At 67.4% G+C, this 16890-nt stretch carries 15 protein-coding genes; 9 read left to right on the plus strand and 6 right to left on the minus strand.

What is annotated here, in order from left to right; translation table 11 throughout:
- Window positions 1-20: 20 nt before the first annotated feature.
- From I6H87_RS29465 to I6H87_RS29490, 6 genes are all read right to left on the minus strand, one after another.
- Entirely contained in the window at window positions 21-1526 is a 1506-nt protein-coding gene (locus tag I6H87_RS29465) for an N-acyl-D-amino-acid deacylase family protein (RefSeq protein ID WP_011617662.1), read from the minus strand.
- 27 nt (window positions 1527-1553) lie between these two features.
- Window positions 1554-2507, minus strand: coding sequence for a Bug family tripartite tricarboxylate transporter substrate binding protein (locus I6H87_RS29470; RefSeq protein WP_231881458.1), 954 nt, complete (start codon window positions 2505-2507; stop codon window positions 1554-1556).
- A gap of 207 nt (window positions 2508-2714) precedes the next feature.
- A complete protein-coding gene (locus I6H87_RS29475) occupies window positions 2715-4070 on the minus strand; it encodes an amidase family protein (protein ID WP_011617664.1) in 1356 nt (451 codons plus the stop codon).
- Complete coding sequence (locus I6H87_RS29480; RefSeq protein ID WP_041688192.1) at window positions 4060-4254, minus strand: hypothetical protein; 195 nt, start codon at window positions 4252-4254, stop codon at window positions 4060-4062. Before I6H87_RS29480 ends, I6H87_RS29475 begins: the two co-directional genes overlap by 11 nt.
- Window positions 4255-4257: 3 nt before the next feature.
- Complete coding sequence (locus tag I6H87_RS29485) at window positions 4258-5583, minus strand: MFS transporter (RefSeq protein WP_011617665.1); 1326 nt, start codon at window positions 5581-5583, stop codon at window positions 4258-4260.
- 181 nt (window positions 5584-5764) lie between these two features.
- Window positions 5765-6853, minus strand: coding sequence for a helix-turn-helix domain-containing protein (locus I6H87_RS29490; protein ID WP_041688194.1), 1089 nt, complete (start codon window positions 6851-6853; stop codon window positions 5765-5767).
- Between the two features lie 235 nt (window positions 6854-7088).
- On the opposite strand from I6H87_RS29490, the gene I6H87_RS29495 reads away from it, so the two are divergent.
- The 9 genes from I6H87_RS29495 to I6H87_RS29535 all read left to right on the plus strand — a co-directional run bounded on the left by I6H87_RS29495 (window position 7089) and on the right by I6H87_RS29535 (window position 16854).
- A complete protein-coding gene (locus I6H87_RS29495) occupies window positions 7089-8210 on the plus strand; it encodes an aromatic ring-hydroxylating oxygenase subunit alpha (RefSeq protein WP_010811007.1) in 1122 nt (373 codons plus the stop codon).
- A gap of 28 nt (window positions 8211-8238) precedes the next feature.
- On the plus strand, window positions 8239-9705 hold the full coding sequence (locus I6H87_RS29500) for an aldehyde dehydrogenase family protein (RefSeq protein ID WP_010811006.1): 1467 nt from the start codon (window positions 8239-8241) through the stop codon (window positions 9703-9705).
- Between the two features lie 85 nt (window positions 9706-9790).
- Window positions 9791-11527, plus strand: a complete 1737-nt coding sequence (betA, locus tag I6H87_RS29505; protein WP_010811005.1) for a choline dehydrogenase — start codon at window positions 9791-9793, stop codon at window positions 11525-11527.
- A gap of 169 nt (window positions 11528-11696) precedes the next feature.
- Window positions 11697-12587 carry a TorF family putative porin gene (locus tag I6H87_RS29510; RefSeq protein ID WP_010811004.1) on the plus strand — a complete coding sequence of 297 codons (891 nt, stop codon included), beginning with the start codon at window positions 11697-11699 and terminating at the stop codon, window positions 12585-12587.
- Between the two features lie 39 nt (window positions 12588-12626).
- Window positions 12627-12929, plus strand: coding sequence for a CBU_0592 family membrane protein (locus I6H87_RS29515; protein ID WP_010811003.1), 303 nt, complete (start codon window positions 12627-12629; stop codon window positions 12927-12929).
- Window positions 12930-13293: 364 nt separating this feature from the next.
- Entirely contained in the window at window positions 13294-14916 is a 1623-nt protein-coding gene (locus tag I6H87_RS29520) for a trimethylamine N-oxide permease (protein ID WP_062804628.1), read from the plus strand.
- 79 nt (window positions 14917-14995) lie between these two features.
- Window positions 14996-15949, plus strand: coding sequence for a PDR/VanB family oxidoreductase (locus I6H87_RS29525; RefSeq protein ID WP_010811001.1), 954 nt, complete (start codon window positions 14996-14998; stop codon window positions 15947-15949).
- A gap of 103 nt (window positions 15950-16052) precedes the next feature.
- Complete coding sequence (locus tag I6H87_RS29530) at window positions 16053-16517, plus strand: SRPBCC family protein (protein ID WP_011617667.1); 465 nt, start codon at window positions 16053-16055, stop codon at window positions 16515-16517.
- Window positions 16498-16854, plus strand: a complete 357-nt coding sequence (locus I6H87_RS29535) for an ArsR/SmtB family transcription factor (RefSeq protein ID WP_010810999.1) — start codon at window positions 16498-16500, stop codon at window positions 16852-16854. The genes I6H87_RS29530 and I6H87_RS29535 overlap by 20 nt, the downstream gene beginning before the upstream one ends.
- Window positions 16855-16890 lie beyond the last annotated feature (36 nt).

Consider the following 16890-nt stretch of genomic DNA (forward strand, 5'->3'; position numbering starts at 1 on the left):
TGTGGTGGTGGTGCCGCGCGTCAGCGGCGCAGAGCGGAATCGGTGTCGGCGGGGTGGCGCTCCAGCACGCGGCCGGAAAACGCGGGCAGTGCGCTGCCTTCGCTGTCCGTCTGTGTGGACTGTTCCCAGACCCTGGCGCCGTTGACCCAGACGCCGTGGATGCCGGTGCTCAGTTGCAGCGGGTCTTCAAAGGTGGCACGGTCCTGCACCCGGTCCGCATCGAACAGCACCAGGTCGGCAAACGCGCCCGGCACGATCCGGCCGCGGTCCGCCAGCCCGTATTGCTGCGCGGCCAGGCCGGACATCTTGTGGATTGCGGTTTCCAGCGTCATCAGCTGGTCTTCGCGCACCATGCGCGCCAGGATGCGCGGGAAGGTGCCCCACTGGCGCGGATGCGGGCGCGGATCGAACGGCAGGCCGTCCGAGCCGAAGATGGTCAGCGGGAACTGCGCAATGCGCTCGACATCGCGCTCATCCATGATGAAGTAGATCGCCGCCGCGGGGCGCAGCTTTGCCAAGAGCGCGTCCTCGTCCAGGCCAAGCTCCTGCATCAGCTCGTGGAAGTCGCGGCCGCCCGCAGGCGGGTAGCCGGTGGACCAGGTGATCATGGTGCGCGTGGACTGGCGCACGCGGTCCAGCCGCAGCATGGTCGAGGTCGCGGGATAGGGATGGCAGTCCAGGCACAGCGGCTGCAAGCGCGCGGCGTCGGCCAGCAGGCCGAGGGTTTCGACCGAGCGGCCATGATTGCGCTTGCCCGCGACCTTGTGGTGGGAAAACACCACCTGGCAGTCAAGCGCGCGGCCAATGCGCAGCGCTTCTTCGATCGACGGCACGATGTCGTCGGTCTCGTCGCGCAGGTGGGTGGAATAGAGGCCGCCGTGGGTGCGGACCGGCTCGCACACGGCGATGATCTCGGTTTCGGTGGCGGCTGCCGCGGGCGGATAGAACGTGCCGGTCGAGACACCGAAGGCGCCCGCCTCCATTGCCAGCCTGACCTCGTCGCGCATCGCAGCGATTTCTTCTGCATTGGCGGCCCGGTTCAGCTCCGGCATCGCGCGCACGCGCAACGTCGAATGCCCGAGCAGCGGCACCACGTTGACGTTGGCCGGCGTCGCGCGCAATGCGTCGAGCCACTGCGCGAAGGTATCGAAGCGGAACAGCGCGGGCGGCCCCAGCAGGTCCAGCGGCTGCGGCGGCGCGCTGCTGACCAGCGGTGCCACGCTGATGCCGCAGTTGCCGGTGACCACGGTGGTGATGCCCTGCGACACCTTGGGCGTCATGTCCCGATGCACCAGCAGGTAGCCGTCGTCGTGCGTGTGGGCATCGATAAAGCCCGGTGCCAGCACGCGGCCGGCTGCGTCCACGGTATGGTCCGCGGTCATGTCAGCGCAGTCGCCTACGGCGACGATGCGGTCGCCCGCGACTGCCACATCGGCCGCGCGGCGGGCTGCGCCCGTGCCGTCCACGACCGTGGCGTTGCGGAAGATCAGGTCGGCGCGCCGGTGCGCGGCTGGTTGCGATGCCATCGTCAATCCTTGTCTCGTTGGCGGGCCTTACTGCGGCGTGATGCCGGCCTGCCTGACCACGGCCGCCCATTTGTCGGTTTCACGCGCGGCATAGCCGGCCAGCGCCTGCGGCGTGCCGCCGACCGTCTCGGCGCCCAGTGCGGCGAACTTGTCCTTGATGGCCGGATCCGCCAGCGCGCGGTTGAAGGCGCCGTTGAGCTTGCCCACCACCCCGGCGGGCGTGCCTTGCGGCGCGACCAGGCCGCCCCAGGCCACCCCTTCGAAACCCGGCACGCCAGACTCCGCGATGGTGGGCAGCGCCGGCAGCAGCGGCGAGCGCGCCAGGCTGGTCACCGTCAGCGGCTTGAGCTTGCCGGCCTTGATCAGCGGCAGGATGGTCGGCATGTTGTCGATCAGCACATTGACCTGGCCGCCCATCACATCGGTGGCGGCCTGCGGGCTGCCCTTGTAGCCGACGTGCGTCCAGGCCAGCCCCGCCTTGTCCGCGAGCAGCTGGCCAGTCAGGTGGCCGGACGTGCCCTGGCCCGGCGAGGCATAGGTGACCTTGTCCGGGTTGGCCTTGACGTAGGCCACCAGCTCGGCAAAGGTCTTCACCGGCATCTCCGGCCTGACCGCGATCACATTCGGCACCTTGAACAGCAGCACCACCGGCACGAAGGCATCGGGCCGGTACGGCAGCTTGCGGAAGGTGCTCTTGTTGATCGACAGCGTCACGTTGTTGGCATAGCCGAGCGTGTAGCCGTCAGGCGCGGCGCGTTCCAGTTCGGAGATGCCGATCACGCCCGAGGCGCCGGGCTTGTTGTCGATCACGAACGACTGGCCCAGCGACTTGCCGACTTCGGCGCCCAATGCGCGCATCAGCACGTCGGGACTGCCGCCGGCGGCTGACGGCACCACCAGGCGGATCGGGCGCGACGGATAGCTGTCCGCCATTGCCGGGCCAGCCAGGCCCACGGCGCCCAGCCACAACAGGGTGGCCATGAACCGTCGCTTTTGCTGCTGCCTTTGATCTTGCATCTCGATATCCCGTTCAGTACCTGGGTTGGACCCGGCTACGCGTTTGCAGTATAGGGGCATGACCCGAACCAATGCAACATTTGTTTCTTAAATGCTCATCATGAAACAATAACGATGCGACGCCGGCACGAATGCCTTTGCCGCAACGGCCCGAACTCCATGAAACAGTCGTTACAGCCATCGGGGCGTCGCGCTGCGGCACAGCCCCTGCGCCTCAAGGAAGCGCGCCGCCGCCAGTGCCTGGCTCTCGAGCCCGGGCGCGGCCACGATCTGGATGCCTGCGGGCAAGCCCTCGCCCGCGCACGGCGCGGCTACAACGGGCAGGCCCGCCAGCGACAACGGGCGCGTCAGGTGCCCGGCATCGGCACGTGGGCAATAGATGCGGCCGGTGCCGTTGACGGTGTCGGCACCGATCGGCGTGGCCGCATAGGGCGTCGAAGGGGCCAGCAGCAGGTCGACGTCATCGAACAGCGCCAGCAGCCGCTGCCGCCACGCTGACTGGTACTGGCGCGCGATGTCATACCAGCCGCGCGGCATCGCCAGCCCGGCCAGGATGCGCTGGCGCACGAAGGCGCTGTAGCCGCCATGGCGCTCGGAGAAGCCCATGGCCTGGTGGTTGCGCCCGACTTCGTAGGCGGAGATCACCGAGGCGGCATCGCGCGAACTGTCGGCGTCGGGCAGGTCAATGGTGCGCACCGCGCCAAAGGCCGAGGCCACGCGCAGCACCGCCGCCTGCACCGCGGGCTCGGCAAAATCGGAAAAGCCGCGGCCGAGCACGCCGACGCGCAGCGTCGCGGCACCACGGCCTTGCGGATCAGCAGGCGCGTCCACGCCGAGCATTGCCGCATAGGCCAGCGCGAGGTCACAGGCGCTGCCGGCCATCGGGCCGACCGTATCCAGGCTCTGCGCGTACGGCACGCATCCGGCCAGGGACAACCGCCCCGTGGTCGGGCGCAGCCCCCAGATGCCGCAGAACGCGGCCGGGGCGCGGATCGACCCATTGGTATCCGAACCCAGCCCGAACGGCACCACCCCGGCAGCCACCAGCGCCGCGGTGCCGGCCGACGAGCCGCCGGTGATGCGCGACGGATCGAGCGGATTGCGCACCGGACCGCCGATCACGTTCTCGCCGGTAGCGCCGCACGCGTATTCGTCCATCGCCGCCAGCGCAACGGGCACCGCGCCCGCGGCGACCAGCGCCTCGACCGTATCGGCATGGCGCAGCGCCGGCGGCTCCTGCGCGCGTGGCGCGGCGCCGGCCAGCGTGGCGTGGCCGCGCACGTCCAGCAGGCTCTTCACCACGAACGGCACGCCCGCCAGCGGCGGCAGCAGCCGGCCCTGCGCGCGCAGCCGGTCCAGCGCGGCGGCCTGCGCCAGTGCGCTGTCCGCCAGCAGCGCCGAGCAGGCATTGAGCGGCGCGGCGGCTTCGGCGCGCTGCAGGGCGTCTTGCACCAGGTCGAGGGCAAGCCGCTCGCCGCTGCGTACTTGCGCGGCCATGGCGGCGGCGGTCGGCGTGTCAGCAACCATGCTGCCCCTCCGCTTGCGCCAGCGCCTGGCGCAGGCCCGCCACCATGGCCGCCATGCCGGCCAGCAGCGCGGCGGCCTGCTCGCAATCCTGGGGTGCCACCGGCACCTGCAGGCCCGCGGCGGCTTGTGCCACCAGGCCGGCGGGATCGTCATCGCGTGCTTGTGCCATGGTTGCTTGCGCCATCCCTCAGCTCCGCGATTGCATCAGCTGGCGTGGAATCGCCAGGATCAGCACCGCCGCGGCCAGCATCAGCCCGGCCAGCGCCAGCACGCCCAGCGAGATGCTGCCGGTGCTCTGCTTGATGCCGCCCATCAGCACCGGGCCGATCAGGCCGGCCAGGCTGGCCGCGCTGTTGATCATGGCAATGCCGCCAGCCGCGGCGGTGCCGGCCAGCACGCGGCCCGGCAGGCCCCAGAACATCGACAGCGTGGCCATCAGGCCGGAAATGCCGATAGTCAGGAACACCATCGCCATCACCGTGTTGTGCGGGAACAGCGTGCTCGCCCACATGCCGACGGCGGCCACCAGCAGCGGCAGCGCGGAGTGCAGGCGGCGCTCGCCGGTGCGCTCGGCGTGCGCGGCGTTGACGTTCATCGCCACGCACGCGACCGCATACGGGATCGCCGTCAGCATGGCGATCTCAAGCGGCGACGACATCCCGGTCGACTGGATGATGGTGGGCAGCCAGAACACCAGGCCGTAGTTGCCGATATTGAACAGCAGGCAGATCGCCATCAGCATCCACAGGACCGGCGACTTGAGCGCGGCGATGAAGCGGGTGTTCTTCTTCGCGTTCTCGGTGGTCAGCGTGTGGGTGATGGCGCCCGCCTCGGCCGGCGTGAGCCATGGCGCGGCCTCCGGCGACTCGGGCAGCATGCGCAACAGCAGCAGGCCCAGCACGATGGCCGGGAGCGCCTCGATCAGGAACATCCACTGCCAGCCTTGCAGCCCGTGCAGGTCATGCGTGGCTGACATCAGCGCGCCGGAGATCGGGCCGCCCAGCACCATGCCCAGCGGCATCGCCAGGAACAGGATCGACATGATGCGCGACTGCCGGTCGGCCGGGTACCACTTGTTCAGGTACATCACCGCGGCCGGGAAGAAGCCGGCCTCGGTCACGCCCAGCAGGAAGCGCGCCGCGTAGAACTCCATCGGCGTGGTCACGAACATGGTCGCGGCGGATACCAGCCCCCACAGGATCATGATGGCCGCCATGCTGCGGCGCATGCCGAGGCGGTAGATCAGCAGGCTGCTGGGCACCTGGCACAGCATGTAGCCCCAGAAGAAGATGCCCGCGCCCAGGCCATAGACCACGTCGCTCAGCCCCAGCGCCTGCTGCATCTGCAGCTTGGCGAAGCCCACGTTGACCCGGTCCAGGTAGCTGAAGAAATAGCACAGCACGATAAACGGCACGATGCGGCGCGTGACCTTGGCGAACGCGGCGGCGGCGGCGTCCGGCAACACCGCGGCGTGGCCCGGGGACTGCGGGATGGCTGGCTTGGCCAGGGACATGATGGATCTCCTCCTTGTACGGGCGCGCGGTATCCGGCGCCATGGAGATGCCATCATAGCGGAGTATGAAACAAACGTTCCACTAACGTTTACACTGAAACAAACGGTTTTATTCCTTCACGTGACGCGGAAGACCCGCCAAATGAAAAAGGGCGGCAATGCATGCCGCCCTGTGGCGCTGTCAGGCTGGTGCGCGCGGCTTGTCCGCCGCACGCTTGCGCGGGGCCTTGCCGCCGCCTCTTGCCGGCGGCGCTGCCGGCCCGGTGACATCCTGCGAGGCGCCGACCATGGTCAGGGCGTTGCCGTGCTCGTCCAGCGTGACCTCGCCTTCCTCATGGATGTCGCGATGGCTGCCGTCGGGCAGCTGGATGCGGTAGTTGACACTGTACGGCGCCTTGTCGACGATGGCCGCGCGGATGGCCGCCTGCACGCGCGCGCGGTCCTCCTCGACGATCGACGCCAGGTAGCGCTCCATGGTCACCTTGAACGCCTGCGGGGCCCAGCCGAAGATGCGGTAGGCCTCGTCGGTCCAGGCGCAGTCGTCGGTCTGGATATTCCAGTACCAGCCGCCCAGGTGGGCAATCTCCTGCGCCTTGGCCAGCAGCGCCTCGTTCTGGCGCAGCGCAGCCTCGGCGCGGCGCCGCTCGGTGATGTCCAGGCTGACGCCGATCATCTTGACCGGGCGCTGGTCGAAGTCGCGCACCAGCGTGGCCCGCGACGAGATCCAGCGCGTGGTGTCCCCGTGCACGACGCGGAACTCCCACTCGTGCATCTCCTGCGCGCCCAGCGTGCGCGCCAGCACCTCGCGCAGGCGCGCGACATCGGCCGGATGCACGCAGGCCCAGAAGTCGTCCATGTTGCGGATGTGGCGGCCGAACAGCGTGACGTCGTTGGACGAGTAGGTCAGGCCATCGGTCAGCACGTTCCATTCCCAGGTGACGATGCCCGAGACCTCCTGCGCGAACTTCATGCGCGCCTCGCTCTCCATGATCTCCGCCAGGTGCTTCTGGCGCAGTTCCTTGATGTGTGGGTCAGAGGCGGTGCTGGCCTCCAGGTCGGCGATGGCCTGCTCGCCGTAGCGCAGCCACAGCCAGTTGACGCCCAGGAAGCGCGCCAGCGCGAGCAGCCGCTCGTATTCGATCTCGCCGCCGCGGGTCCACTTGTGCACCGCCGACGGCGATACCGACAGCGCCTCTGCCACCTGCTTGAGCATGATCCTTTTGCCTTCCAGCACCCCCTTCAGGCGCGTGGCAAAAGTGTCTTCCGTCATGGGCATCCCCTCCGCTTTTTTTCAACCGATGGTGAATTGAGTAACTCGAACCTTACACCATCACCGCAAATCGCGCGAATTGATAGCCATGGACCATCAAGCGAGCAAATTTCATCGGTTTTTTGAATTGCAATACACCTGCGCTCCTCACTAGACTTCACTTCACATCACCAACAGTAATTTAATTAACTGTTAGTGAATCGATAAGGCAACGAGACCAACAAGGAGACAACCCATGCAAGAGACCACCGCCCCCGCCTGCGGCACCACCCCGCCGCTGGCCTATACGCTGCCGGCCCACTACTACACCTCGCAGGAAGTCTTCGAGCAGGAGAAGAAGACCATCTTCGCGCGCAGCTGGGTGTGTGTGATGCACAAGAGCCAGGTGGCCGAGAACAACCAGTACGCCACAGTGAAAGTGGCCGGCGAGAACGTGTTCGTAGTGCGCGGCCGCGACGGCGTGTTGCGCGCGTTCTACAACGTCTGCCCGCACCGCGCCCATGAGCTGTTTGCGGATGGCGCGGGCAAGGCCAAGAACGTGATCACTTGCCCGTATCACGCCTGGTCGTTCGGCCTGGACGGCAAGCTGATCCACGTGCGCAACGCCGAGAACGTGCCGGGCTTCTGCAAGGACAACGCCGGCCTGACGCCGGTGCGCGTGGAAGAATTCTGCGGCCTGGTCTTCGTCAACCTGGACATGGACGCGAAACCGCTGGCCGAGCTGGCAGGCGGCCTCAACGACGAGATCCGCGCGCGCTGCCCGGATGTCGACAAGCTGGTGCCCGCGCACAAGCTCACCTACGAGATGAAGGCCAACTGGAAGGTGGTGGTCGACAACTACCTGGAATGCCTGCACTGCCAGACCGCGCACCCGGCGCTGGTCGAGTCGATCAGGATGGAGACCTACAAGCACGAAGTGCGCGGCCTCTACACCAGCCAGGTCGGCCAGACGCGCTCGGGCAGCGACGCCTTCACCTATGACAGCGACGCCCCCAACACCGACTTCGCCGCCTACTGGCTGTGGCCCAACGTGACGCTGAACGTGCTGCCGGGCGATGGCAACTACGGCGTGTTCTACATGTTCCCGGTGGATGCCGACACCACCATCCAGCACTTCGAGTTCTACTTCCGCGACAGCACGCCCACGGCCGAGCAGGAGCAACTGATCGAGTACTACAAGAACGTGCTCAAGCCCGAAGACCTGAGCATCGTCGAATCGGTGCAGCGCGGCCTGAAGTCGCGCGGCTACCGCAACGGGCAGGGCCCGCTACTGGTCACCGACGACAAGACCTCCGCCATCGGCGAGCACGGCGTGCAGCACTTCCAGCAGATGGTGCTCGACGCCCTGGCCGCCTGAAACGAACCACCGAACCGGAACCGCAGCAATGATCCTGACCCAGCTCTATATCGACGGCCAGTGGCAGTCGCCCATCGACCAAGGCACGCGCGCCATCCTGAGCCCGGCCGACGAGTCCGTGATCGCCCAGGCAGCCGAAGCCACCCGCGCCGACGCGCGCCTGGCCATCGCCGCTGCGCGCAAGGCCTTCGACGGCCCGTGGCGCCAGACGACGATCCGTGACCGCGCCAGGCTGCTGAACAAGATCGCCGAACTGATTGACCGCGATGCCGAGAAGCTCGCCCGACTGGAGTCGCTCAACACCGGCAAGACGCTGACCGAGAGCCGCACCGACATGGGCGATATCGCCGCCACCTTCCGCTACTTTGCGGGGCTGGTCGCATCCGAGTCGGGCGCCGTCAACGAAGCCCCGCACCATGTGATCAGCCGCACCCTGCGCGAGCCGGTTGGCGTGTGCGGCCTGATCACGCCGTGGAACTACCCGCTGCTGCAGGCCGCGTGGAAGATCGCGCCCGCGCTGGGCGCCGGCAATACCGTGGTGATCAAACCCAGCAACCTGACGCCGCTGACCACGCACCACTTCACGCAACTGGTGGCCGAGCTGGACCTGCCGCCGGGCGTGTTCAACCTGGTGACCGGCGGCGCCGAAGTCGGTGCCGAACTGGCCGAGAGCCTGGACGTGGACCTGGTGTCCTTCACCGGCGGCGCCTATGCCGGCGAAAGCATCATGAAGGCCGCCACCGGCAACTTCAAGCGCATCGGCCTGGAGCTGGGCGGCAAGAACCCGAACATCGTGTTTGCCGATGCCGACCTGGACGCAGCGGTCGACTACGCGCTCAATGCCGCGTTCTTCCACGCCGGGCAGGTCTGCTCCGCCGGCTCGCGCCTGATGATCGAGGACGGCATCTATGATGCATTCATCAGCCGGCTGGCCGAGCGCCTGCCGCGCATCGTGATCGGCAACGGCTTCCACGGCGAGACCCAGATGGGCCCGGTGCAGTCGGCGCAACAGCACGAGAAGATCCTGGGCATGGTGCAGGCCGGCATTGCCGAGGGTGCACGGCTGGTCCACGGCGGCAAGCGGCCGGCTGGCGACGTCTTCAAGACGGGCTACTGGCTGGAACCGACGCTGCTGGCCGACGTGACGGCAGACATGAAAATTGCGAAGGAGGAGATTTTCGGGCCGGTGATCACGGCCGAGCGCTTCCGCTCCGAGGAAGAGGTGCTGCGTGCCGCCAACGACACCCCGTACGGCCTGGCCGGCGCGGTCTGGACCCGCGACCTGGACAAGGCCAACCGGATGTCGCGCGGGCTGCGCTTCGGCACGGTGTGGGTCAACGACTACCACCCGTACTTCCCGGAAGCGCCGTGGGGCGGCTACAAGGCGAGCGGCATCGGCCGCGAGCTGGCCCGCATCGGCCTGGACGAGTACACCGAACTCAAGCACAGCTATATCAACCTGGCCCCCAAGGCGATGGGCTGGTTCGGCGCCTGAGCGCAGCTGACTTCGCAATCGCGCGCGCGGCAGGCCCTCCCCCGGGCCGCCACGCACGGCGTCAAGCAAACAAGGAGATTGCACCATGCAGGCAATCCATGAGTACGACTACATCATCGTCGGCGCAGGCTCGGCCGGCTGCGTGCTGGCCGCGCGGCTGACCGAGGATGCCGATGTCTCGGTGCTGCTGCTGGAAGCGGGCGGCCCCGACTGGCGCCTGGACTGGCGCACCCAGATGCCGGCCGCGCTGGCGTATCCGCTGCAGGGCACCACCTATAACTGGGCCTACGTGACCGAGCCCGAGCCGCATATGAACAACCGGCGCATGACGCAGGGCCGCGGCAAGGGGCTGGGCGGTTCGTCGCTGATCAACGGCATGGTCTATATCCGCGGCAACGCGATGGACTACGACGGCTGGGCCGAAAACCGTTCGCTGGAGAACTGGAGCTACGCCGACTGCCTGCCCTATTTCCGCAAGGCCGAGACCTATGACAAGGGCGCCAACGACTACCACGGCGGCAACGGCCCGCTGCACGTGACCACGCCCAAGGCCGATATCAGCCCGCTGTTCCGCGCCTTTATCAAGGCCGGCGAGCAGGCCGGCTATGGCCAGACCGATGACCTGAACGGCTACAAGCAGGAAGGCTTCGGCCCGATGGACCGCACCACCACCGCGCGCGGGCGCCGCTGTAGCACCTCGCTGGCCTATCTGGACCAGGCCAAGGACCGGCCCAACCTGACCGTGCATACGCGCGCGCTGGCGGACCGCATCCTGTTCTCCGGCCAGCGCGCCATCGGCGTCTCGTACATCCAGGGCGACCATGTGCGCGAAGCGCGTGCGCGCCGGGAAGTGATCGTCAGCAACGGCGCGATCGCCTCGCCGCAACTGCTGCTGCGCTCGGGCGTGGGCAATGCGGACGAGCTGCGCGCATTTGGCATCGAGTCGGTGGCAGACCTGAAGGGCGTCGGCGAGAACCTGCAGGACCACCTCGAGATGTACCTGCAGTACGAATGCACCAAGCCCGTATCGCTGTACCCGGCGCTGAAGTGGTGGAACAAGCCCGCGATTGGCGTCGAATGGTACCTGCGCGGCACCGGCACCGCGGCCTCCAACCACTTCGAGGCGGGCGGCTTTATCCGCAGCAGCGATGACTTTGCCTGGCCCAACCTGCAGTACCACTTCATCCCGCTGGCGATGAACTACGACGGCAGCAACCCGGTGCAGTCGCATGGCTTCCAGTGCCACGTGGGCTCGATGCGCTCGCCCAGCACCGGCTTTGTCAAGCTGGCCAGCCGCGACCCGCGCGTGAAGCCGCGCCTGCTGTTCAACTACATGGCGCACGACGTCGACTGGCGCGAGTTCCGCGCCGCGGTGCGCCTGACGCGCGAGATCATCGGCCAGCAGGCGATGGACCAGTTCCGCGGCCGCGAGATCAAGCCCGGCATGATGATCCAGAGCGATGCCGAGATCGACGCCTTCGTGCGCGAGCATGCCGAGACCGCGCTGCACCCGTCCTGCACCTGCAAGATGGGCGACGCTTCCGACCCGATGGCGGTGGTCGACAACCAGGGCCGCGTGCACGGGCTGTCTGGCCTGCGCGTGGTCGATGCCTCGATCATGCCGAAGATCATCACCGGCAACCTGAACGCGCCCACCATCATGATGGCCGAGAAGCTGGCCGACGTGATCCGCGGCCGCGCACCGCTGCAACGCTCGACGGCGCCTTACTACAAGGCCGCCACCGCGCGCGGCGGGGCGCAGGCAGACGCGGAGCGGCATCCGCCAGCCACTGCGCGAATGCCGATGCCGATGCCCGCCTGACCAGGCGGCGCGGCGCGCGGGCTTCCCGCCAGAACCCCTGACCGACGCATGTGCTGCCGGGACTTCGGTCCCCGGCGGGCAGCGTGCGTCCGGTCGGCGCGCCGCGCACCCACACCACAAAGCCGGCTACCCAGAACAAACCCAGACCGGCTGCAAGGAGGAGACTTCCATGCTGCGCAAATACTTTGATTCAAGACGGGCCCTGCAAGGCGCCCTGCCCCTGCTGCTGTGCCAGGCGCTGAGCGCGCAGGCGCAGACCAGTGCCGAGGCCGAAACCAGGCTGGCCGTGGCGCCGGTGCCGCAGGTCACGGCGACCGTGCCGCCGGCCGAGGCCGCATCGCCAGCGCCGCTGAGCGCCAACCTGACCCTGACATCGCAATACGTATCGCGCGGCTTCCGCCAGACCTGGGGCAGGCCTGCGGTGCAGGGCGGCATCGACTACGCCCACCCGAGCGGCTTTTCCGCGGGCACGTGGATGTCGAGCATCAGCGACAAGTTCATCGAGGGCGGCACCGTCGAATGGGATCTGTATGCCGGCTACACCGGCACCATTGGCGACTTCACCTATGCCGGGCAGGTCTACTACTACCTGTACCCGGGCGCGAAACTGCAGTACGCGCAGACCAAGTACAACTACGGCGAAGCCGTCGCGTCGCTGACGTACAAGTGGTTCAACGTCAAGTACTGGCTGACCTATACGCCCGACTACTTCGGCTACAACAGCGCCTCGCTGCTCGCCGGCAATGACCTGCACAGCCGCGGCTCCGGCTACCTGGATATCAACGGCACCTTCGACCTGGGCCACGGCGTCACGCTGCTGCTGCACTACGGCCAGGAGCGCGTGCGCAACTTTGCCGCCTACAACTTCCGCGACGTGCGCGTGGCGCTGTCCAAGGCCTTCGAGGGCAGCTGGACCGTGACCGGCGCCTATACCCGCGGCTGGGGGCGTACCGACGTCTACGACAAGTACACCACCGGGGCGCTGGATTCGTCCGGCAACCCGTCCGTTTCCAACCCGCTGAAAAGCACGTTCCTGGTCTCGGTGACCAAGACGTTCTGACGGCAATCTTCAACCGCTGTTTTACCGCTTCCTACCACCATGGCCTCCCTGGGTCTTACCGACGCGACCGGACTTGTCGGCGTTGCCGCCTACGTTGCCGCGCATTTTGCCGTGCAGGTCCTGCACAAATCCCCGACCGGCAGGCTGGCCGTCGTCCTCAACGTGATCGGGCCGAGCTGCATCCTGATCTCGCTGACCGGCGCCTTCAACCTGGCGTCGTTCCTGACCCAGTGCTTCTGGCTGGGGCTGACGCTGCTGGGCTGGTGGCGCAACCGGCGGGCGGGGCATGCGGTGGTGGAAACGCTGGGCGGACCGCGCCCGGGACAGCCCGTGCAGCAGTAACGAAGAGACGGCCAGGACGCTTGGCAACGACGATACAAATCTTCCGTTGCCTTGGCTCCCAGCCGTTTCTATACTCACCGCGAAACACTATTGGTAATCTAATTAACCTACAGTGAATCGACAAGAAACCCGAAAGCCTGAGACCCGTAACGGGCCGCATGGCAACCCCGGGATGACAACAGGAGACAAGGATGAGAAACGCCCCCAGAATCCCCGCCAGCCATTCCCGACCGTCGTAACCCCCGGCAGGCAGTACCGCAACGTACCCACCCAGACCGCAGACGGCAGACCGTGACGGAGCGCAGCTCCAGATAAACGGCAACCCGGGAAGCAAGGAGACATCGTGTATTCACAGAAAGACGTGCTGTCGATCGGCGCGCAGGCGCCGATCGCCCCCGCCCAACCGCAGCAGCAAACCCAATCGCATGAACTGCAGCGCACCCTGACCTGGAAGGATGCCTTCTGGGTCACCAGCGGCGTGCCCGCGGGCGTGCTCTTCACCATCGGCGGCGTGTCCGCCACCATCGGCAACCCGGCCTGGGTGATCTGGATCCTCGCCATCCTGGTCGGCTTTGCGCAGTGCTTCGTCTATGCCGAGATCTCGGGCCTGTATCCGCACAAATCCGGCGGCGCCTCGGTGTATGGCGCGCTCGGCTGGGTGCGCTACAGCAAGTTTGTCGCACCGGTCTCGGTGTGGTGCAACTGGGTGGCCTGGTCGCCGATGCTGGCGCTGGGCACCAGCCTCGCCGCCGGCTACATGCTGAGCGCGCTGTTCCCGCCCGATTCGGTCATCAACACCTGGCAACTGACACTGGTGGACCTGGGCTTTGTCAGCAAAGGCCTGACGCTGCGGGTGAACTCCACCTTCATCCTGGCCACCGCCTTCCTGCTGGTCACCTTCAAGCTGCAGCACAGCGGCGCCTCGGCCGCGGCCACCACGCAGCGCATCCTGGGCATTGCCTCGCTGACGCCGCTGGTGCTGATCGCGCTGGTGCCGATGTTCACCGGCGACATGCCGTCCACCAACTTCCTGCCGCTGCTGCCGCTGACCCATGACGGCGCCGGCGCCCCGGTGCTGGGCGGCTGGAACGCCGCCGGCATCAGCACCGCCATGGGCGCGATGTTCCTGGCGTGCTGGTCGACCTTCGGCTTCGAGACCGCGGTCTGCTACACCCGCGAGTTCAAGGATCCGCAGAAGGACACCTTCAAGGCGATCTTCTGGTCCGGCGTGCTGTGCCTGTTCATGTTCATCGCGGTGCCGATCGCCTTCCAGGGCTCGCTGGGCCTGTCGGGCATGCTGGAACCGGCCATCGTCGACGGCTCCGGCGTGGGCGCGGCCATGGCCAAGTTCGTCGGCGGCGGCGCGGTGGTGTTCAACGTGATCGTGGTGATGCTGGTGCTGGCGATCCTGCTGATCGTGATGACCTCGATGATGGGTTCGTCGCGCACGCTGTACCAGGCCTCGGTCGACGGCTGGCTGCCGCGCTACCTCTCGCACGTGAACGAGCACGGCTCGCCCACGCGCGCGATGTGGACGGACCTGGTGTTCAACCTGTTCCTGCTGCTGATGTCGAACTACATGGCAGTGCTGTCGATCAGCAACGTCTGCTACATGATCTTCGTGTTCCTGAACCTGCAGTCGGGCTGGATCCACCGCATGGACCGCCCGGACTGGGCCCGCCCGTACAAGTGCAAGAACTGGCTGCTGGCACTGGGCGCGTTCTTCGGCTTCTTCGACCTGGCCTTCGTCGGCGCCGGCGCCAACTTCCAGGGCGAGCACACGCTGCGCAACGGCCTGATCGCCGCGCTGCTGATCGTGCCGGTGTTCGTGTACCGCCACTACATCCAGGACAAGGGCCGCTTCCCCGAGTCGATGCGCCGCGACATGGAGCTGCCCAATGCGCGCGCCGGCGTGCTGCCCTACGTGGCGCTGGTCGTCGGCGGGCTGGTGGTGTGGATCGCCGCCAGGCTGACGGTGATCACCTGACGGCTCCGGCAGGCCGGCCCGGTGCCGGCCTGCCCCCCTTCCCGATTTCCCTGCTTTCCCTGAATTCCGAGGTACCGCCATGACTGACACGCTCCGCGTGCGCGTCGGCCGCGTCGAGCCGCTGGCCGCCGGCATCAAGCGCTTCACCCTGCAACCCTGCGACGGCGGCGCGCTGCCCGCCTTCGACAGCGGCAGCCACGTGGTCGTCCATATGGACGGCGGCCGGCTGCGCAACGCCTATTCGCTGACCAGCACGCTGGGCGAGCCCGGCCACTACCAGATCGCAGTGCGGCTGGAAGAGGCTTCGCGCGGCGGCTCGCGCTATATGCACGAGCAGGTCGGCGAAGGCGACGAACTGCATATCGGCGCGCCCGGCAACCTGTTCAGCCTGGACCACGGCGCCGGCCGCCACCTGCTGATCGCCGGCGGCATCGGCATCACGCCGTTCATGACGCATATCCAGGCGCTGGCCGCGCGCGGCGCGGCGTTCGAACTGCACTACTGCTTCCGCAACGCCCGTTCCACCGCCTTCCTGGACGTGCTGCCCGCCACGCTGCAGCCCGGCCAGCTTCACCTGTACGAGAGCGACAGCGGCACCATGCTCGACCTCGCCGCGCTGATCGCCGCGCAGCCTGCCGACACGCACGTCTATGTCTGCGGCCCGGCGCCGCTGAACGACGCCGTGGTCAACGCCGCGCGCGCCGCGGGCTGGGACGCGGGCCGCATCCACTTCGAGCAGTTCCGCAACGAGGTCGACGCCACCGGCGGCGCCTTCGAGGCCGTGCTGCAGAAAAGCGGGCTGACGCTGCAGGTCGGCGCCGACGAGCCGCTGCTGCGCGCCATCGAGAAGGCGGGCATCAAGGTAGACTGCATGTGCCGCGAAGGCATCTGCGGCTCCTGCGAGACCACCATCCTGGAAGGGCAGGCCGATCACCGCGACCAGTACCTGTCGGATGCCGAAAAGGCTGCGCAGAAGACGATGATGCTGTGCGTGTCGCGCTGCAAGGGCCAGCGGCTGGTGCTGGATCTCTGACCATACTGAGGCCATTCGCAACCTTTCGGTTGCGCTTCCCCGTCCGGTCTCCTAACATGCAACCACAACGTTGCCCATTCATGCCTGAACAAGGAGACCGGACATGGCTTCATCCACCGACCGCATCGAGCGCAGCATCCTGCTGGCCGCCCCCATCGAACGCGTCTGGCATGCACTGGCCGACGCCGACACCTTCGGCAGCTGGTTTGGCGTGAAATTCGACGGCGTGACCTTCGCCCCAGGCCAGCGTGCCGTGGGCAGCATCACCTATCCCGGTTATGAATACCTGAAGTTCGACGTAGAGGTCGAGCGCATGGAACCACCGAGGCTGCTGTCCTGGCGCTGGCATCCGGCGCCGATGGAGCGCGGCCGCGACTATTCGGCCGAACCGCCCACGCTGGTGGTGTTCGAGTTGAAGGAAGCCGAAGGCGGCACGCTGCTGACCGTGGTCGAATCCGGCTTCGACCAGATCCCGCCCGAACGCCGCATGGAAGCCTTCCGCATGAACAGCGGCGGCTGGGACGGGCAGATGGAAAACATCCGCAAGCATGTCAGCGGCGCAGCCTGAAACCCCGCCCGCGCTCGAACTGCGCGATGCGGCGACCGTCTTCGCCGCGCTTGGCGACGAAACCCGGCTGCGGCTGGTGGCAGCGCTGTGCGCGGGCGGCGCGCTGTCGATCGCGCAGCTGACCGCGGGCAGCGCCATGACGCGCCAGGCGGTCACCAAGCACCTGCAGGTGCTGGCGCAGGCCGGGCTGGTGCGCGACAGCCGCGCCGGCCGCGAGCGCCTGTGGCAGTTCGAGCCCGGCCAGGTCGAAGCCGCGCGCCGGTCGCTGGAAGCGATCGGGCGGCAATGGGATTTTGCGCTGGCAAAGCTGAAGCTGGCGGTGGAAGCCGAGCATTGACCTCCCCCCGCACGCCAGCGGTTTGCTCCCCTCTCG

It is taken from the genome of Cupriavidus necator (assembly GCF_016127575.1).
In the GTDB taxonomy this organism is placed as follows: domain Bacteria; phylum Pseudomonadota; class Gammaproteobacteria; order Burkholderiales; family Burkholderiaceae; genus Cupriavidus; species Cupriavidus necator_D.